The organism is Sphingomonas prati, assembly GCF_014643515.1.
Classification (GTDB): Bacteria; Pseudomonadota; Alphaproteobacteria; order Sphingomonadales; family Sphingomonadaceae; genus Sphingomonas_R; species Sphingomonas_R prati.
Map to the genome: position 1 here is coordinate 632,503 of NZ_BMJP01000001.1, position 19,287 is coordinate 651,789.

General features: G+C 68.1%; 16 protein-coding genes. 5 read left to right on the plus strand and 11 right to left on the minus strand.

Annotated features, from left to right (window positions below):
- Positions 1 to 38: 38 nt before the first annotated feature.
- The 3 genes from IEX50_RS02820 to IEX50_RS02830 all read left to right on the plus strand — a co-directional run bounded on the left by IEX50_RS02820 (position 39) and on the right by IEX50_RS02830 (position 4,911).
- Positions 39 to 1,106 (plus strand): aldo/keto reductase, encoded by a 1,068-nt coding sequence (locus IEX50_RS02820; protein ID WP_157175756.1) that lies wholly within the window; start codon positions 39 to 41, stop codon positions 1,104 to 1,106.
- Between the two features lie 37 nt (positions 1,107 to 1,143).
- A complete protein-coding gene (locus tag IEX50_RS02825; RefSeq protein ID WP_157175755.1) occupies positions 1,144 to 1,581 on the plus strand; it encodes a MerC domain-containing protein in 438 nt (145 codons plus the stop codon).
- A gap of 81 nt (positions 1,582 to 1,662) precedes the next feature.
- A complete protein-coding gene (locus tag IEX50_RS02830) occupies positions 1,663 to 4,911 on the plus strand; it encodes an amidohydrolase family protein (RefSeq protein ID WP_157175754.1) in 3,249 nt (1,082 codons plus the stop codon).
- A 30-nt stretch (positions 4,912 to 4,941) separates the two neighbouring features.
- Here the strand turns inward: IEX50_RS02830 and IEX50_RS02835 are convergent, their stop codons facing one another.
- Positions 4,942 to 5,214 (minus strand): hypothetical protein, encoded by a 273-nt coding sequence (locus IEX50_RS02835; RefSeq protein ID WP_184075185.1) that lies wholly within the window; start codon positions 5,212 to 5,214, stop codon positions 4,942 to 4,944.
- A gap of 121 nt (positions 5,215 to 5,335) precedes the next feature.
- On the opposite strand from IEX50_RS02835, the gene IEX50_RS02840 reads away from it, so the two are divergent.
- Positions 5,336 to 6,031: a murein L,D-transpeptidase catalytic domain family protein gene (locus IEX50_RS02840; RefSeq protein WP_157175753.1), complete on the plus strand. Its 696-nt coding sequence runs from the start codon at positions 5,336 to 5,338 to the stop codon at positions 6,029 to 6,031.
- A gap of 3 nt (positions 6,032 to 6,034) precedes the next feature.
- On the opposite strand, the gene IEX50_RS02845 is transcribed toward IEX50_RS02840, so the two are convergent.
- Positions 6,035 to 7,210: a serine hydrolase gene (locus IEX50_RS02845; protein ID WP_157175752.1), complete on the minus strand. Its 1,176-nt coding sequence runs from the start codon at positions 7,208 to 7,210 to the stop codon at positions 6,035 to 6,037.
- Between the two features lie 63 nt (positions 7,211 to 7,273).
- Here IEX50_RS02845 and IEX50_RS02850 point away from each other — a divergent pair, with 63 nt between their 5' ends.
- Positions 7,274 to 7,906 (plus strand): glutathione binding-like protein, encoded by a 633-nt coding sequence (locus tag IEX50_RS02850; RefSeq protein WP_157175751.1) that lies wholly within the window; start codon positions 7,274 to 7,276, stop codon positions 7,904 to 7,906.
- Positions 7,907 to 7,926: 20 nt separating this feature from the next.
- Here the strand turns inward: IEX50_RS02850 and IEX50_RS02855 are convergent, their stop codons facing one another.
- The 9 genes from IEX50_RS02855 to IEX50_RS02895 all read right to left on the minus strand — a co-directional run bounded on the left by IEX50_RS02855 (position 7,927) and on the right by IEX50_RS02895 (position 19,279).
- Entirely contained in the window at positions 7,927 to 11,124 is a 3,198-nt protein-coding gene (locus tag IEX50_RS02855) for a DEAD/DEAH box helicase (protein WP_157175750.1), read from the minus strand.
- A 9-nt stretch (positions 11,125 to 11,133) separates the two neighbouring features.
- Complete coding sequence (locus IEX50_RS02860) at positions 11,134 to 11,646, minus strand: DUF1440 domain-containing protein (protein ID WP_157175749.1); 513 nt, start codon at positions 11,644 to 11,646, stop codon at positions 11,134 to 11,136.
- A gap of 76 nt (positions 11,647 to 11,722) precedes the next feature.
- Complete coding sequence (locus IEX50_RS02865) at positions 11,723 to 12,991, minus strand: dihydrolipoamide acetyltransferase family protein (protein ID WP_157175748.1); 1,269 nt, start codon at positions 12,989 to 12,991, stop codon at positions 11,723 to 11,725.
- Positions 12,992 to 12,994: 3 nt separating this feature from the next.
- Positions 12,995 to 14,044 carry an alpha-ketoacid dehydrogenase subunit beta gene (locus tag IEX50_RS02870; protein WP_184075183.1) on the minus strand — a complete coding sequence of 350 codons (1,050 nt, stop codon included), beginning with the start codon at positions 14,042 to 14,044 and terminating at the stop codon, positions 12,995 to 12,997.
- The gene (locus IEX50_RS02875) at positions 14,041 to 15,315 is read right to left on the minus strand and encodes a thiamine pyrophosphate-dependent enzyme (RefSeq protein WP_157175747.1); all 1,275 of its coding nucleotides are present in this window, start codon (positions 15,313 to 15,315) and stop codon (positions 14,041 to 14,043) included. The genes IEX50_RS02870 and IEX50_RS02875 overlap by 4 nt, the downstream gene beginning before the upstream one ends.
- A 136-nt stretch (positions 15,316 to 15,451) precedes the next feature.
- The gene (locus IEX50_RS02880) at positions 15,452 to 16,780 is read right to left on the minus strand and encodes an ATP-binding protein (RefSeq protein ID WP_157175746.1); all 1,329 of its coding nucleotides are present in this window, start codon (positions 16,778 to 16,780) and stop codon (positions 15,452 to 15,454) included.
- Positions 16,780 to 17,475, minus strand: coding sequence for a response regulator (locus IEX50_RS02885; protein ID WP_157175745.1), 696 nt, complete (start codon positions 17,473 to 17,475; stop codon positions 16,780 to 16,782). The genes IEX50_RS02880 and IEX50_RS02885 overlap by 1 nt, the downstream gene beginning before the upstream one ends.
- Positions 17,472 to 18,074, minus strand: a complete 603-nt coding sequence (locus IEX50_RS02890; protein WP_157175744.1) for an EF-hand domain-containing protein — start codon at positions 18,072 to 18,074, stop codon at positions 17,472 to 17,474. Before IEX50_RS02890 ends, IEX50_RS02885 begins: the two co-directional genes overlap by 4 nt.
- Positions 18,071 to 19,279 (minus strand): ABC transporter permease, encoded by a 1,209-nt coding sequence (locus IEX50_RS02895; RefSeq protein WP_157175743.1) that lies wholly within the window; start codon positions 19,277 to 19,279, stop codon positions 18,071 to 18,073. Before IEX50_RS02895 ends, IEX50_RS02890 begins: the two co-directional genes overlap by 4 nt.
- Positions 19,280 to 19,287: the final 8 nt, after the last annotated feature.

Sequence of the window (19,287 nt, forward strand, 5' to 3'; positions counted from 1 at the left end):
GCGTTCCCGTCCTCGATCCCAACATCGAAAGACTTCCCATGCGCATGAACAGCTTAGGCCGCACCGGCCTGTTCGTCTCCGAACTCTGCCTCGGCACGATGACGTTCGGCGGCGCGGAAGACAGCATGTGGGGCAAGATCGGCCAGCTGCAGCAGTCCGACGCCGACGGTCTGGTCAAGGCGGCGCTCGACGGCGGCATCAACTTCATCGACACCGCCGACGTCTACTCGGTCGGCGTGTCTGAGGAGATCACCGGTCAGGCGATCCGCAATCTCGGCATCGCGCGCGACGAGGTCGTCGTCGCGACCAAGGCGTTCGGCCCGACGGGCGACGGCCCCAACCAGCGCGGCGCATCGCGCTCCCACCTGATCGCCGCCTGCAAGGCCAGCCTCAAGCGGCTCCAGCTCGACCATATCGATCTCTACCAGATCCACGGCTTCGACGACGCGACCCCGATGGAGGAGCAGCTCGAAGCGCTCGATATCCTCGTCCAGCACGGCCATGTCCGCTACATCGGCGTGTCGAACTGGGCCGCGTGGCAGATCACCAAGGCGCTCGGCATCTCCGCCCGCGAACGGCTGGCCAGCATCAAGACGCTCCAGGCCTACTACACCATCGCCAGCCGCGATCTGGAGCGCGAACTGGTGCCGATGATGCGGTCCGAAGGCGTCGGCCTGATGGTCTGGAGCCCGCTTGCCGGCGGGCTGCTGTCGGGCAAATATGATCGCGACAATCCCGGCACCGGCGACGGCCGCCGCGCCGCGTTCGACTTCCCGCCCGTGAACAAGGACCGCGCCTACACCGTCATCGACGCGATGCGCCCGATCGCGGAGGCAAAAGGCGTCTCGGTCGCGCAGATCGCGCTGGCCTGGCTGCTCCACCAGCCGGTCGTGACCAGCGTCATCGTCGGTGCCAAGCGCGTCGAGCAACTGTCCGAGAACATCGCCGCCGCCGACGTCGTGCTCAGTGCCGAGGAGTTGAAGACACTCGACGCGGTCAGCGCGCTGCCGCCCGAATATCCCGGCTGGATGTTCGAGCGGCAGGGCGAGTATCGCCGCGGCCAGCTGCACCAGCCGCCGCGCGGCAGCTTATCGAGCGAGAGATAGCGCTTGATATAACATATCATGGCGCTATATCTCCCGAATGAGCGAGAGCTGCCATACCCATTGCCACGGGGATCATCCCGCGGCGCCGGCGACCGTCGTCACCCCCCCGCTCGGGGGTCTCGACACGGTCGCGGCGATGCTGTCGAGCCTCTGCCTGCTTCACTGCATCGCGATCCCGGTGGCGATCGCGCTCCTCCCCGCCTTCGCGCTCGCCATCCCCGACCTGCCCTGGCTCCACGCCGCGTTGCTCGTCGTCGCGGTTCCGGCCAGCGGCCTCGCCCTCTGGCGCGGGTGGCGCGTCCATCATGACCGCGTCCCCGCGACGGTCGGCGCGCTCGGCCTCGCCATCATGGCCACCGCATTGCTCGCCGTCCCGCACAGCCTGACCGAGGTTTCTCTGACCGTCGGCGGCGGCCTCCTCGTCGCGACCGGCCATCTCCTGAACCTTCGCGCCGGTTCGCGCCGCCGACGCTGAGCGCCCCATATTCCGGTATCGAAGCGGTTCCCTCGCAGGCCGATCCGCCCTAGCCTTCGTGCAACTCGCGAAAGGCCATCCATGAAGCGCACCCTGCCGTTCCTCCTCCTCGCCTCCACCAGCGCCTGGGCGCAGCCGGCGCCGGCGCCCGTCACCGAGACGGACAAGAAGCCGAAGTGGGACGTCGCGGCGCCGCATGGCCCCTACAAGGATGTGCCCATCGACACTCGCTCCGGGACCTGGCTGTCGGTCGACGTCTCCCCAGATGGGCGCGAGGTCGCGTTCGATCTGCTCGGTGACCTCTACGTCATGCCGATCGGCGGCGGCGAGGCACGTGCGCTGACGACCGGCGCCGCGTGGGACATGCAGCCGCGCTACTCCCCCAACGGCCGCTGGATCGCGTTCACTTCGGATCGCGGCGGCGGCGACAATATCTGGATCGTCGACCGCGCCGGCGGCAAGACGACGCAGGTCACGAAGGAGGACTTCCGCCTGCTCAACCAGGCCGACTGGACACCCGACAGCGACTATATCGTCGCGCGCAAGCATTTCACCGGCACCCGTTCGCTGGGTGCCGGCGAGATGTGGCTCTACCACCGCGCCGGCGGCGGGGGGGTGCAGATGACCAAGAAGCGCACCGACCAGAAGGATACCAACGAACCGGCCTTCTCGCCCGACGGCCGCTACCTCTATTTCTCCGACGACGTCACGCCGGGTGAGGTGTTCGAATATTCGAAGGACGTGAACGGCGAGATCTACGCCATCCAGCGGCTCGACCGCACGACCGGCAAGATCGAGAAATATGTCTCCGGCCCCGGCGGATCGATCCGCCCCACCCCCTCGCCGGACGGCAAGAGCCTCGCCTTCATCCGCAGGGACCGTTACAAGTCCACGCTCTATGTGCTTGATATCGCAAGCGGCCGCGAAACACCGCTGACCGATATCCTCGATCGCGACATGCAGGAGACCTGGGCGATCCAGGGCGTCTATCCCGGCATGGACTGGACGCCCGACAACCGTTCGATCGTGTTCTGGGCCGGCGGCGGGATCAAGCGGATCGACGTCGCCAGCAAGACCGTGTCCGACATTCCGTTCCACGTCGCCGGCACGCGCCGCATCACGCAGGCTGTCCGCCACGCGGTCGACGTCGCGCCGACGCAGTTCGACGTGAAGATGATCCGCTCGGCCCACGTCTCGCCGGATGGCCGCCGCGTCGTGTTCGACGCGCTCGGCCATCTCTGGATCCGCGACGTGTCCGGCGGCACACCCCGCCGCCTGACGACGCAGACCGACGCGTTCGAACTGAACCCCAGCTGGTCACGCGACGGCCGCCAGATCGTATTCGCCACCTGGTCGGACGAGAAACAGGGCGCGATCCAGACCGTGTCCGCTACCGGCGGCACCGCCCGGACGATCACGACGCAGCCGGGAAACTATATCGAACCGGTCTTCTCCCCCGACGGCAAGACCGTCGCCTATTCAAAGGTTTCGGACGGTTACCTGACGTCCCCCGTCAACGGACGCGAGACCGGTATCTACGTCGTGCCGACTGCGGGTGGCACTGCTCGGCTGCTCAGCGACAGCGGCAGCGCGCCGCAGTTCGGTGCAAGCTCTGACCGGCTGTTCTTCACCGCGCGTGAGAACAAGAAGATGCTGCTCAAGTCGATCGCGCTGAACGGCACGGAGGAACGCGCCCACGCCTCGTCCGAATTCGCGCGCAACTACGCCGTGTCGCCCGACGAGAAGTGGCTCGCCTGGACCGAGCGGTTCCAGGCGCGCGTCGTGCCGTTCGCGCGTACCGGCACCGCGGTCGAACTGTCCGCGGACCAGAAGGCGCTGCCGATGTTCCAGGTCACGCGCGACGCGGGCGACTGGATCCACTGGTCGGGCGACTCCGCCAAGCTCTGGTGGACGCTCGGGTCGCAGCTCTACGGCCGCGAAACGCGCAACGACTTCGCGTTCGTCGATGGCGCGCCCGCCGCCCTGCCGCCGGTCGCGACCAGCGGCATCGAACTCGGCTTCCGTCGCCCCTACGACGCACCCACCGGCCGCGTCGCGTTCACCAACGCCCGCCTGCTGACGATGCGCGGCGGGACGGAGGTGATCGAGCGCGGCACGATCCTGCTCAACGGCAATCGGATTGAGGCGGTCGGCGCCAACGTCACGGTACCCGCCGACACCAAAACCATCGACGCCACCGGCAAGACGATCATGCCCGGGCTGATCGACGCCCACTGGCACGGCAGCATGGGGTCGGACGACATCGTGCCGCAGCAGAGCTGGGTCAACTATGCCGGCCTCGCGTTCGGCGTCACCACGATCCACGATCCGTCCAACACGACGAGCGAGATCTTCGCCGCGTCCGAACTGGCCAAGGACGGCCAGATCGTCGCCCCGCGCATCTTCTCCACCGGCACCGTCCTGTACGGCGCGACCACGCCCTTCACCGCGAAGATCGACAGCATCGACGACGCCCGCGGCCACCTCCGCCGGTTGCAAGCGTCCGGCGCGTGGTCGGTCAAGAGCTACAACCAGCCGCGGCGGGAACAGCGTCAGCAGATCGTGCAGGCCGCGCGCGAACTCGACATGGACGTCGTGCCGGAGGGCGGGTCGCTGTTCGAGATGAACATGACCATGATCGCCGACGGTCACACCACGATCGAACACTCGCTGCCCGTCGCGCACATCTACGACGATGTGAAACAGTTCTGGCGCGGGTCGGGCACCGCCTACAACCCCACGCTGATCGTCGCCTATGGCGGCCCGTTCGGCGAGAATTACTGGTACCAGCATACGCAGGTCTGGAAGGATCCGATCCTGACCAAATGGGTCCCGCGCCGCATCCTCGATAGCCGCGCGCGCCGCCCGGTCATGGTGCCGGACGAAGAGAACAACGTCCTGCAAATCGCTCGGACTGCACGCGAGATCTCCGAACTCGGCATCCCCGTCACGATCGGCGCACACGGCCAGCGTGAGGGGCTGGGCGCGCACTGGGACATGTGGAGCTTCGCACTCGGCGGCATGACGCCGATCCAGGCGATCGCCACCGCCACCTGGAACCCGGCGCGCGCCTACGGCATGGACCGCGACCTCGGCACGCTGGAGGCGGGCAAGCTGGCCGATCTCGTCGTGCTCGATCGCAACCCGCTCGACAATATCCGCGACACGACCAGCATCCGCTACACGGTCGCCAACGGCCGGATCTACGACGGCGACATGAACGAGGTCGGCACGCGCAGCCGCCCGCGCAAACCCTTCTGGTTCGAACAGCCGGGCAATGGCGGCTGGACCCCGCGTACCACCGCGGCCGCGGTCGGCCATGTCGACTGACCGTCCGGGCGGGTCCTGATCGGCCCGCCCTCAGTCGTCGCGGCGGCGGCGTGCCTCGCGCTCGGCTTCCTTGTTCCGCTTGCGCAGTTCGCGGCCCTCCTGCGCTTCCTTCTTGCGCATCTTGCGGCCGTAATTCCGGTCGGACTCGTCCTGGCTGGTCGTCGCCCAGTCCGCCGCCTGTCCGGCCACCTGGAACGGTGCCTTCACGATCGCCGCGGCCGTGCTGATGCACCCCGACAGAACGAGGCCCGCCGCCAGTGATGGCACCGCGAGGCCGATCCGATACCTGCGTCCGTCCGTCATGCCGTACCTCCGCCCCGCCCGTTTCCACCCAGTCGTAGCGACCGCCCGCCCTGCCCGCCAGACGAATGATCGGCCGGCCGTGTGGAAAACAATGGCCTACGGCCTTATCTTTGACTCAATGATGAACGACATTTCCAGCATCCGGCTCAGCCGGCGCGGCTTCACCACCGGCCTCGCCTGCTTCGGCGCCGCGATCCCCGCCATGGCCGCCACCCCCCGCATCGGCACGGCCGAGGCCCCGCTCCCCGACGAGGATCCGATCGACCCAACCCGCGCCCGCGGCAGCGTCATCGCCCCCGTCGGCGCAGGTGTCCCCCCCGCGTTGATGGCCAAGGCGCTTGCCGCCATGCAGGTCCACAACCGCCGGCTCTGGTCGCGCGACGTGATCGCCATCGCCGACTTCGGCCTCCCGTCGGCCAACCCGCGCTTCCATCTTGTCGATGTCCTGAATGGCCGCACCACCACGCTGCTCGTCTCGCACGGCAAGGGCTCGGACCCGGCGCACAGCGGCATGCTAAAGCGTTTTTCCGGCGTGATCGGGTCGGAGGCCACTTCGCGCGGCGCATACCTCACCGCCGATCCCTATGTCGGCCAGCACGGCCGCTCGCGCCGGCTGGAGGGGCTCGACCCCGATAACCGCACGGCGCTGGAACGCGCGATCGTCATCCATTCCGCCTGGTACGTGGCGCCCGACGTCGTCGCCAAGCAGGGCATGTGCGGTCGCAGCCAGGGCTGCTTCGCGGTTTCCCCGGCGGATCTCGACCAGGTCCTGACGCGGCTCGGGCCCGGTCGACTGCTCTACGCCGACCGCGCCTGACCCTCAGCGATACCCGCGCGGCGCGGCGCGGGGCCCCTCGCCCATGTCCTGCGCCACGACGGCGCGCGCCACGTCCGACATCAAGCGCTGCCGCACCGGGATCGGTTGCCGCGTCGTCTTGATCATCACCGCCAGCGCATAGGTCCGGCCGTCCGGCGACGTCATCAGCCCGATGTCGTTATAGCCGGTCGCCTCGCCGCCCAGTTCCTGCCCCGTCCCCGTCTTGTGCGCGAACGCCCAGCCCGGCCCGGATCCGGCACGCATTCGTTGCGGCCCGGTCTTGCTCGACGCCATCAGCGTCAGCAGCCGCTGCGTCGATACCGGCGACAGCAGGTCCCCCTTCCGCAACCGCGCGAGCGCCAACGCGACCTGCTCCGGCTGCGCCCCGTCGATCGGATCGGCCAGATACTTGTCGAGCGCCGCGCGCCGCACCGACATCGGCAGGGCCGACCGCGCGACGTAGAACCCATTCCCATCGGCGTAGGATTGCCGCCACGTCAGCCCGGCCGTGCCCGCCTGCAACAACCGCTCGCCTGGCCCGAACCGGATGCCCGTCAGCTGCGACCGCGCCAGAAACGCCCGCACTGCGCCCGGCCCGCCGACGGTTCGCAGCAGTGAATCGTTCGCCAGATTGTCGCTCGTCGTCATCGCGGCGAGCAGCAGTTCCGAGACGCTCGCATCATAGCCAGCCGCGCCGACCTTGCCGCGCATTGGCTGGTGGAACACGACCAGATCCTTCCGCTCGATCCGGACCGTATCGGACAGCGACATCCGCCCCCGGTCGATCGCATCGAACACGGTCAGCGCGACCCACAGTTTCGATACGCTCTGCTGCGGGAAATAACCCGATCCGTTGAACGAGATGAACCACCCCGCCTGCACATCACGCACCGCAATCCCGACGATTCCGTCGAACCCGCGCCCCAACCGCTTGATCGTCGCGGCCAGCGCGGCGGGCGGGCGCGGGATGGTCCCAGGCAACGGCGTCGGTGGAATCGCGACCACCACAGGTGCACGCGCGGGCGACAGCGCAGGCATCGCCGGTGGCGGCGGCTGCGACGGCGAGACGCAGGCCGTCGTGGCGAGGGCGAAGAGGATGGCGGATCGGCGCAGGTTCTGAATGACGGCCCCCTTGGTGACATGCTTCGCTATGCGGTCCTGAACCTGAACGATACCCATCCCGCCGATTGCCGCCCGCTTTTGCGACGCTATCTCTATGTTCTGCGACAGAAGGATGGCGACATGATCGACTTCTATTACTGGACGACGCCGAACGGCCACAAGGTTACGCTGTTCCTGGAGGAAGCGGGCCTGCCCTACCGCGTCATCCCGATCGATATCGCCAAGGGTGCTCAGTTCGATCCGGCGTTCCTGGCCGTCGCACCGAACAATCGCATCCCGGCGGTCGTCGATCATGAACCGACGGGCGGCGGCGAGCCGATCGCGCTGTTCGAATCCGGTGCGATCCTGCTGTACCTCGCCGAAAAGACAGGCCGTTTCCTGCCGCAGGACCTGCGCGGCCGGACGGAGGCGTTAACCTGGCTGTTCTGGCAGATGGGCGGCCTCGGCCCGATGGCCGGGCAGAACCATCATTTCTCGATCTACGCGCCCGAACGAATTCCCTACGCCACCGAACGCTATGTCCGCGAAACCGGCCGGCTCTACGGCGTGCTCGACCGCCGGCTGGCGGACTGCCCGTTCGTGGCGGGCGAGGACTACGGCATCGCCGACATGGCGATCTACCCCTGGATCGTCCCTTGGCACGCCCAGCAGCAGGACCTCGACGCGCATCCCAATCTGCGCCGCTGGTTCGACGCCGTCGCCGCCCGCCCCGCCACCGTCCGGGCCTACGCCGTGGCCGATAGCCTGGCGTAGGGCCCAACCTTCACGCAGCGCTACCCCTCGTCAGGGATCAGCGTCTCCAGCAACGCCATCACCGCGGCGATCCGCGCGTCCGCATCGGTCGTGGCGACTTTCGCGAGCAACCGATCGTCCTTCGCGACCAGCCCGGCCGCTTTCGCGTCGGCTGCAAAGTCCCGCCGTGGGGTCAGCGCGATCGCCGCCGGCCCGGCATCGATCCGCGCCACGCAGGCCGTCCGCGCCAGCTGCCGGATCCGCCCGATCGCGAAGGTCCGCCGGGCATCCTCCGGCGGGGTCCCGAACCGGTCCTCCACCTCCTCGGTCAGCGCATCAATCGCATCAACCGACGTCGCCCGCGCCAGCCGCGCATGGATATCGAGCCGCAACTCCGGTTCCGCAATCCAGGTCGCAGGTAGATGGCAATCGATCCCGAGCGCCAGTTCCGGCGTCCACAGATCTACCACCTCCCCCGCCGCGGTCCGGAGCGCCCCGGTCAGCAGATGCTGGTACAGGTCGACCCCGATCAACCGCACATGCCCCGCCTGCGCCTCGCCCAGCAGATCGCCCGCGCCGCGCATGTCCAGATCGCGCGCGCTGATCTCGAACCCGGCCCCCAGCCGGTCATGTGCCGCGATCGTCCGCAACCGCTTCAGCGTCGCCTCCGCCACCGTCGCACCCGGTTCGGTCGTCAACAGGATCCGCCCACGCCGCGTGCTACGCCCCACTCGCCCGCGCAACTGATGGATCTGCGACAGCCCGAACCGGTCCGTCCGCCACACGATCATCGTGTTGGCGCGCGGTACGTCCAGCCCCGCCTCGATGATGTTCGTCGCGAGCAGAATGTCGCCATCCCCCTCCCCGAACGAGACCATCACGCGGTCGATCTCCGCCGCCGCCAGCTTGCCGTGCGCCTGCACGACGGTCAGTTCCGGCACCAGCCCACGCAACGTCTCGGCCAGCCCGTCCAGGTCCTCGATCCGGGGCGCAACGACGAAGCTCTGCCCGCCACGCATTTTTTCACGCAGCAACGCGATGCGGATGATTGCCGGATCAAACGTGCCGATCGTGGTCCGGGTCGGCTGCCGCCGCGCGGGCGGCGTCGCGATGACCGACAGCTGCTGGATGCCCACCAGCGCCGACTGCAACGTCCGCGGGATCGGCGTCGCGGTCAGCGTCAACAGGTGGCACGAGCCGCAGATCGTCCGCAGTTTCTCCTTGTCCGCCGCCCCGAACCGCTGTTCCTCATCAACCACGACCAGCCCAAGCCTGGCGAACCGCACAGTCTTGCTCGCCACCGCACTCGTGCCGATCACGATATCGATGCTGCCGTCGGCAAGCCCGGCCTTGACCGCCTTTGCCTCCGCCGACGTCGAAAGCCGTGAAAGACTTTCGACCCGAACGCCAAGCCCCTCGAAACGCTTGCGAAACCCCTGGAGATGCTGGCGCACCAGCACCGTCGTCGGCGCGACCACCGCGACCTGCCGACCGGACATCGCGACCATCGCCGCAGCGCGCAACGCGACCTCGGTCTTCCCGTACCCGACATCGCCGACGACCAGCCGGTCCATCGGCCGCCCGGACGCCAGATCGTCGCGAACCGCCGCGATCGCCCGCGCCTGGTCCGGCGTCTCGTTGAACGCGAACCGCCCGGCGAACCGCTCGTAGCGTGGCCCATCATAATCCAGCGGATCGGCGCGCTTCGCCGCCTTAAGCTCCGCCAGCTCGATCAGCCCGCGGGCCGTATGCGCGATCGCCGTATCGATCTCCACCCGCCGCTTCAGCCAGCTTTCGCCGGTCAGCGTATCGGGCGCGACACCGCCCTCGTCCGCGCCGTAGCGCCAGACGCGGTCCAGCTCGATCGCCGGCACCAACCGGTCGCCGCCCCTGGCATATTCCAGCCGGAGCGCGTCCTGCCGCGTATCGCCGACGTCCACCGCCTCGAGTCCGCGCACAATCCCGATCCCGTGATCCTCATGCAGCACCGCATCGCCGATCCGCAGCACGGTCGTATGCAACGCAAGCGGATCGACCGCCGCCGCGCCCATCGGATCGCCCGCACGTCCGCCGAGAATATCCGCGGCAGTGATAACGAGCAACCCGTCGTCTGACCACCCGCGCTCCGCATGAACCTCAAGCAAGGCCAATGACTTCGCGGGCAACGCTGCGATCTCGTCCCAGCCTGCAACCGGCGCGGGCGTCGCTCCAGTCAACGTCGCGATCCGGCGCGAGAGGAAGCGCAGGTCGCGCGCCGTCCCGAGCAGCACGACACGGCGTCCCGCTGCCTGCGCGTCCAGCACCGCCTTCTTCAATGCCCGTGCCGGCTGCGACTTCTCGACGAACCGGATGGCCGGCGCCTCGTTCCCCGCAGAGATGTTCCCCTGCAACAGGCCGGCAAGCGCCGCCGCCCAGGCACGATCATTCAGGAATGTCGGGATCGAACCCGCACGACGGTTGGCGATCCGCGTCCGCGTCGCATCGGCGATCAGCTCAATATAGCGTTCGCGGTGACGCGGCACGTCCGGATCGGCCAGCACCAGCGGCCGGTCGAGATGCTCGAACACCGACACCGACCCACGTGGCACGCTCGGTTCGATCGCCGGATCGACGACGATGCGCGCAAGCGTACCGGTGCTCCGCTGCGTGATGGGATCATAGCTGTGGATCGCGGTGACGACACCGTCCGAATGCTCGATCCGCACAGGCCCTTCGGCGGCCGCCGGAAACATGTCCAGCACGCCGCGCATGGCGAACTCCGCCGCTTCATCGACGCGGTCGTCGGCGATGTAGCCGATCCCGGCCAAGGCCGCCTCGATAGCAGGCCCGTCGAACGCATCGCCCGGCGCAAAAGACAGCGGAGCCGGCGCAAAGCTGGCCGGCGGGGCGATCCGACGCGTCGCCGCCTCGGCCGTCAGGATGAGGATGACCGCACGACGATCCGCGGTACCCAGCTCGCGCAGAACCGCGATCCGCCGCCCCGCCACGGCCGGCGACGCCGCGATCCCGTCACCGGGCAACGTATCGATCGACGGCAGATACCGCACGTCGTGCGTCGCAGTCAGGCCCGCGGCGAGCTGCGCGATCCGCTCCGCGCGCTGTTCCGTCCCGCACAGCACGACGACGTCGCCCACATCACACGCCGCCTCGACGATGCGCACCGCGGTCGGTCCGACCGCACCGACTTCAGCCCCCGAACGCGCCGCATCCGGCTGCACCACATCGACGATCGTCGCCATCGCGCGCCCTCAGAATCGGACGCGAAGCATGGCGCGGTACAGCCCGCGACGCACCGCATCGACCGTCATCCCGAACACCAGGTGAGACACCAGCGCATAGGCATGGGTGCCGAGCGGAAACGTCCAAGGCGCGTCGGACAAACCCGCCGCCGGCACCGCCGCTTCGTCCATCACGATCGCGGTGGTCACGCCGAAACCGGCGCCCGCCCCCGCGGCCGCGCGCGGCTCATACTCGGCCATGACGGCATAGCCGGCGCCCAGCATCGCCCCGAACGCGTAATGGATCGCGCTGCCCGCCGCCGGGCGGAACGCCTTCGGCAGGTCCGCGCCGACCATCGATGCCAGTCCCTCGGCCGCCTGCACCGTCGCCGGCTCGGCGCCCGAGTCATCGCCACCGTCATCCGGCCCGAAATGTTCGACCGCCTCCTGGAAGACATTCATGACGAACGACGCCGCCAGGCCGGCAGTCGCGCCGACGAACAGCGCACGGGTGATATCGAATCGGGTCGGGTTGCGGCTCAAGCGGTATTCCTTTTCGGGTTTCCTTCCAGAACCCCGGGCGACCGCACGCCGTTCCCCGCCTAGCTACTGATCCGGATCAATCCACGAACAGCAACGCCGGCGTCTCGATCAGCCGGCGGACCGCCTGGATGAACGATGCCGCGTCCCAGCCGTCCACCACGCGGTGGTCGAAACTGGACGACAGGTTCATCATCTTGCGGATCACGATCTGCCCGTCGACCACCACCGGTCGCTCGACGATCCGGTTGACACCGACGATCGCGACCTCCGGCCGGTTGATCACCGGGGTCGACACGATCCCGCCGATCGGCCCGAGCGAGGTCAGCGTGATCGTCGATCCGCTCAATTCGTCCCGCGTCGCCTTCCCACGCCGCGCCGCATCCGCCAGCCGCACGATCTCGGTCGCCAGCGCCCAGACGTCGCGCGCCTGCGCATCGCGGATCACCGGCACGGTCAGTCCCTGGTCGGTCTGCGTCGCGAAACCCAGATGCACGGACGCATGGCGCGACACGACCCCGGCCGCGTCGTCATAGCGCGCATTGACCATCGGAAACGCCGGCAGTGCGCGCGTCATCGCCCGGATCAGGAACGGCAGCAGCGTCAGCTTCGCCCGCGCACCGCGGTCCAGGTTCATGACGGTCCGCAACCGTTCCAGCTCGGTGACGTCGCATTCCTCGACATAGGCGAAGTGCGGGATGTTGCGCTTCGACTCCGCCATGTTCTCGGCGATCCGCCGCCGCATGCCCATCACGCGCACTTCCTCGACCGCACCCGGCTCGACGGTAACCATCGGCGCGACAGCCGCCACAGAAGCCGCGCTCGCGTAACGCAGATGTGCATCCAGATCGGCATGCCGCACCCGGTCGCCCTGCGCGGACTTCACGTCGGCCAGATCGATCCCGAGATCGCTCGCCCGCGCCCGGACCGCAGGAGACGCCTGAACCCGCGACCGCGTCGGCTCAGCCGCCACGACAGGTTCCGCTATCACGGGCCGCGCCGGCTCAGGCTGGATCGCCGCCACCGGATCCGCCACCGCCGCCGCCTCGGGCGGGGCCACCGCATCGGCAAAGCCCGCCACGTCGCCCGCATCGGCCTCGGCTTCGTCCTCGGTCTCGAACACCGCCAGCACCGATCCGATCGCGATCTGGTCGCCCACCACACCGGCGACCTCGACCACCCGGCCGGCCACCGGCGCGGACATTTCGACGGTCGCCTTGTCCGTCATCATGTCGGCCAGCGGCGCGTCCTCCTCGACCATGTCGCCCACCGCGACATGCCAGGCGACGATCTCCGCCTCTGCGATGCCTTCGCCGATGTCCGGCAGCTTGAACGTGAAACGGGCCATCGATCAGTCCTTCATCACACGCTTGAGGGCCTCGCCGATGCGAACCGGCCCCGGAAAATACGCCCATTCCAGACTGTGCGGATATGGCGTGTCCCACCCGGTCACACGCTCCACCGGCGCCTCCAGCGCATGGAAGCAGCGCTCCTGCACTAGCGCCGACAGTTCTGCGCCGAACCCGGACGTCCGCGTCGCCTCATGCACGACCACGCACCGCCCGGTCTTCTGCACGGACGCGGTGATCGCCTGGATATCGAGCGGCACGAGCGTCCGAAGATCAATGACTTCCGCGTCGATCTTCATGTCCTCCACCACTGCGGAGACGACATGCACCATCGTGCCGTAGCACAGGATCGTCACGTCCCCGCCGCCGCGCACGACCTTCGCCTGGCCCAGCGAGATGCGGTAATAACCCTCCGGCACCATCGCGGCGGGGTGCTTCGCCCACGGTGTCACCGGCCGGCCATAATGCCCGTCGAACGGCCCGTTGTAGATCCGCTTGGGTTCGAAGAAGATGACCGGGTCATTGTCCTCGATCGCCGCGATCAGCAGCCCCTTCGCATCGTAGGGCGTCGACGGCACGACCGTCTTGAGCCCCGCGACGTGCGTGAAGATTCCCTCCGGCGACTGGCTGTGCGTCTGTCCGCCGAAGATGCCGCCACCGAATGGTGAGCGTACCGTGATCGGCGCGATGAATTCGCCCGCGGACCGGTATCTTATCCGCGCTGCCTCGGACACGATCTGATCGAGCGCCGGGTAGATATAGTCCGCGAACTGGATCTCCGGCACCGGCCGCAATCCGTACGCCGCCATGCCCACCGCGACGCCCATGATGCCGCATTCGGTGATCGGCGTGTCGAACACGCGCGTCTTGCCGTACTTGCGCTGCAGGCCTTCGGTCGCCTTGAACACGCCGCCGAAATAACCGACGTCCTCGCCCATCACGACGATGTCGGGGTCGCGCGCCATGCAGATGTCCATCGCCTCGTTCAGCGCCTGGATCATGTTCAGCGGGCGTGCCGTGCCGACGTCGCCCTGCTCGTCTGCGCCGCTCATATCCCGGCCGCCTTGCGTTCGTCGAACATCTGTTGCGACTGCTCCTTCAGGTGCCACGGCATCTCTTCGAACACATCCTCGAACATCGTCGAGAATGGCTGGTGCATTCCGTCGCCCAGGATGCCCTGCTTCTCGGCCTCCTTGCCAGCCGCGCGCACTTCCTCGGCCACCTCGCGGTCCATCGCGGCATGGCGTTCATCGTCCCATGCGCCAAGCGCGATGAGGTGCTGCTTCAGCCGCACGATCGGATCGCCCAGCGGCCAGGTGCCCTGCTCCTCGGCCGACCGATATTTGGTCGGGTCGTCGGAGGTCGAATGACCCTCGGCACGGTAGGTGAAATGCTCGATCAGCGTCGGCCCGTGGTTGCCCCGCGCTCGGTCCGCCGCCCACTCGGTCGCGGCATAGACCGCCAGCGCGTCGTTCCCGTCCACCCGCAGCCCGGCAATCCCGTAACCCACCGCACGTGCCGCAAACGTCGTCGCCTCAGCCCCTGCGAACCCGGAAAAGGACGAAATCGCCCACTGGTTGTTCACCACGTTCAGAATCACCGGCGCGCGGTAGACCGAGGCGAACGTCAGCGCGGAATGAAAATCGCCCTCCGCGGTCGAACCCTCCCCGCACCACGCGGACGCGATCTTGTTGTCGCCCTTCGCCGCCGACGCCATCGCGTAGCCCACGGCCTGCGGATATTGCGTCGCGAGGTTGCCGGAGATCGAGAAGAACGCGGCCGCACGCGACGAGTACATGATCGGCATCTGCCGACCCTTCAACCGGTCACCCGCGTTCGAATAGACCTGGCACATCATGTCGACCAGCGGCCAGTCGCGCGCGATCAGTACGCCCTGTTGGCGGTAGGACGGGAACACCATGTCCTCGCGGTCCATCGCATGCGCGGCGGCGATGCAGGTCGCCTCCTCGCCCGTGCACTTCATGTAGAAGCTCGTCTTGCCCTGCCGCTGCGCGCGGTACATCCGCTCGTCATAGGCGCGGGTCAGCGCCATGTGACGCAGCATCGCGGTCAGCTTGTCCGGGGTCAGCCGCGGGTCCCACGCCCCCGTCGCGCGCCCCTCGTCGTCCAGCACGCGGATCAGCCCGTAGGACAGGTCGCGCATCGTCGCGGGCGCGGCCGCGATGTCCGGCCGCGGCATCAGCCCCGCCTCGCCCCGATCGAAATCGGCATAGTCGACCGCGTCGCCGGGGCGGAACTTGGGTTCCGGAACATGGAGTGAAAGCGGCGCGAGATTTCCGCGCCCGCCGGTCTCGTCGGTCATCCTCATCCTTCCGGTTGGCCCCCGGTCCGCCGATAACGACCGTCACGGCCGCCTCAGCATGTTATCCTCCGGTGTTATTTTATTTCAAGCGGAGACGCGAGCGATTCGTGATGCCGGGTGGCGTGCGCCTGCCTCGTTACAGCGCAGGCATAACGAACCGCGCTTCGAGCCCACCCCCGCTCCGGTTGCGCAACGTCAGCGTCCCGCCATGCCGTTGCGCGATCGACCGCGCGATCGTTAGCCCAAGCCCGGTCCCGCCGGTCTGGAGATTCCTTGACGTATCGCCCCGTTCGAACGGCTCGAACACCCGCGCCAGCATGGCCTCGGGCAATCCGGGTCCACGATCCGACACGGTCACGACCGCCTCTTCCTCGACCTGCATCAGCAGGATCTCCACTGCGCCGCCGTGCCGCACGCCGTTATCGACCAGGTTCTGCACGAGCCGGTGGATCGAAAGCCAGTCCGCCTCGACTTGCACCGCCGTGTGAACCGTCAGGCTCACCGCCCGCCCCATCTCGCGCTCCTCGGCCACCAGCTCGGACAGGACTGCGTCGAGCGCTACGAGCTTGCGGTCCTCGCGCTCGGTGCCGTCGCGCACGAATCCGATCGTCGCCGCGATCATTGCGCGCATCTGTTCGATGTCGGACTGCACCTTTTCGCGGATCGCATCGGGCGCGCCTTCGATCCGGAATGCGACACGGGCGAGCGGCGTCCGCAGATCGTGCGCGATCGCCCCGATCATCGCGGTGCGTTCCGCCACATGCCGCCCCATCCTGTCCTGCATCTGGTTGATCGCCTGTGCTGCGACGCGCAGCTCCGCCGGCCCCTCCTGCTCGATCCGTGGGGCGTGCGGGTCCGCCCCCATACGGTCGGCGGCATCCGCGAACCGCCGAATCGGCCGGGTCAGCCGCCGCGCGAAGAACCAGACGAACGGGAGAAGCAGGAACGCCGACAGTCCGAACCACAAAGCGCTACGCTTTTGCCACGTCCCGATCGGTGGCCGAGCGGTCGTCTCCACCACCCGCCACCCGCCCGGAACCGCAACGCCCGCCCGGACAGTATCAAAGAACAGCGGTTCGCGCTTGCGCCTCGGCGAACCGTCCACGGTTTCCCGCCGGATCAGCGGCGACCCGTCGCGCGGCCCACGCTCAAAGAAGAACCGGACGCGCGTAACCGGCACGTTCAATCGCGAAGCCAGCATCTGCGTGAACGCCGGGTCGGTAGCCATATACTCGTTCGCAACAGGGGCGGTACGGGAGAACTGAACCCGGAAACTTCCGTCGCGCTGTTCCGTATCGCGCACGCCGCGCAGCGCATCCGCCACGTCGGCCATCCCGTTATAGTCGGGCCGGGGCAGGCGCAGCGAAAGGAACAGCCCGATCGATACCGCCTGCGCCACCATCAGGCTGGCAAGCACCAGCAGCAGCGTCTGCCAAAAGATCGGCAGGCCGCGCCGGCGACGCATCACGGCTGGACCGGCAACGTGAACATATAACCTTCGTTGCGGACGGTGCGGATCGGATCGTCGGGCGCCAGTTTCTTGCGCAGCCGGCTGATCGTCACGTCGATCGCCCGGTCGTACACATCGCTGTCGATGCCCCGCCCGCGGTCGATCAGCTGGTCGCGCGTCAGCACCTGCTGCGGCCGGTCCAGGAACACGCTCAGCGTCCGGAACTCGGCATCGGTCAGCACCACGGGCGGCACGCCCGCCCGCTCCAGCGCGCGCTGCATGACGTCCAGCGTCCACATGCCGAATCGCCGCTCCGGCCCGCCGCGCCCGCCGCCATCCTGCCGCCGGCGCAGCACCGCGCGGATCCGCGCCAGCAACTCGCGCGGGTTGCACGGCTTGGCGAGATAATCGTCGGCACCCACTTCCAGCCCGATGATCCGGTCGGTATCGTCGCCCACGGCGGACAGCATGATGACCCCGGGCCCGCCCGGCTTGCGCAGCCGGCGGAGGATCGACAGCCCGTCCTCGCCCGGCATCATCAGGTCCAGCACGACCAGGTCGGCCATGTTGACCGCCAGCCGCTGGTCCATTTCCGCGCCGCCCGACGCGCTGTCGACGATCATGCCGTTGGCGCCGAGGAACTCGGCGACGAGGTCGCGGAGATCGGCGTCGTCGTCGACGACCAGGATACGGGGTGGTTGTTCGCTCATCGTCGTGCCTTTGCTGCGCGCGCGGCGCATTCCGCCAACATGGCGGCCTGTGGTGTCGCGGGCAGATCGGCCAGCGCCAGATCCCCGCGCGTCTTCGCGATCGTCATGAAGATCCGGTCGATCGCCGCGGCGGACTCTGCCCGCGTGATCCCGCGGTTCATGTCCAGATCCGCCGCCGCAATCGGGTTCGGAACATTGGTCAGCGCATAACGCCCACCGCCGATCGGCGCGCCATACGGAATCTGTTTCCCGCGTCGCCGCCGGTCGGGCGGACCGCTCTGATACAAGCTCAGCTCCGGTACGCTCCGCTCGTACAGCGCCAACTCGTCCGGGATGATCTCGCCGTTCCCGTCGCGGTCGACCGTCGCGAAGAACCGCGCGGCATCGGCCTGCATCTCGGCCAGCGTCATCCGCCCGTCACGGTTGCGGTCCGCCCCGGCGAACCACGTCGCCACGGGTGCAGGCGCACCTGGCGGCGCCCGAAACGCCTCACCGGCCGGCGAAATGAACGCCTGCTCGCGCACTCGGCACGGGTCCGGCCGTGGTGCGGCCTGCGCCGCTCCGCCCAGGACCGCAAAGGAGATCAGCAATATCCTCATTCGTGCCGCAACGCATCGATCGGGTTCAACGATGCCGCCCGCCGCGCCGGGAAATAACCGAACACCACGCCGATCAGCGCCGAGAAACCGAACGCGATCAGGTTGATCTGCGGATCGAAGATGAACGGCGCCTTCATCAGCGGCGCGATCGAGATCGACGCGACAAACCCCAGGATCAACCCGAGTATCCCGCCGAGGCACGCGAGCGCTACCGCCTCCACCAGAAATTGCAGCAGCACCTCGCGCGCCACCGCGCCGATCGCCAGCCGTATGCCGATTTCCCGCGTCCGTTCGGTCACCGAAACCAGCATGATGTTCATGATCCCGATCCCGCCGACCAACAGACTGATTCCCGCCACCGCCGTCACGATCCGGGTCAGGATCGTCGTCGTGCCGGTTAGCGTATCGGAGATCTGCTTGGTGTCGAAGATGTTGAAATCATCCTCCTTCCCCCCGTTGATCCGTCGCCGCTCGCGCAGCAGCGATTGCAGCGAGGACTGGATCGCCGCCGTGTCGTACGCCGGGTCGGTGCCAACCAGCATCAGCCGGATCTCGCGGTTCCCGGTAAAACGCCGCTGCACCGCCTTCAACGGCATGATCACCACATCGTCCTGATCGCCGCCGAACCCGGACTGCCCGCGTTTGGACAGCACGCCGATCACCTGGCAGCTGAGATCTCGGATCCGGAACCGCTCGCCGACCGCTTCCTCGCCGCGGAACAGGTTGTCGTACACCGTGCTACCGATGATGCAGACCGCCTTGCCCGCCTGCTCCTCCGCCCGCGTGAACACCCGCCCGCTGGTCAGCGGCCATGGCTGCACGTCGAAATAGTCCGCCGTCGTGCCGTTGATCGTCGTCGACCAGTTCGCCGCGTTGCGGATCGCGGTACCGCTCGACTGCGCCTGCGCCGCCACCGCGCGCACGCCGGCCACCTGGCCGCGGATCGCGGCGACATCGTCCAGGTCGAAGTTTGGCGGCGTCGCCCCGCCGCCGCCGCGCCCGAACCCCTGGCCCGGCCGCACCTGCAGGATGTTGGTGCCCAGGCTCGAAATCTGCTCCTTCACCGCCGCGGTGGCGCCGTTGCCCAGTGTCACCATCGTGACCACCGCCGACACGCCGATCACGATGCCCAGGATGGTCAGGAACGACCGCAGGATATGCCGCCGGATCTCGCGCAGTGCGAGGACGAGGGTGGTGAGGAACATCTGCATAT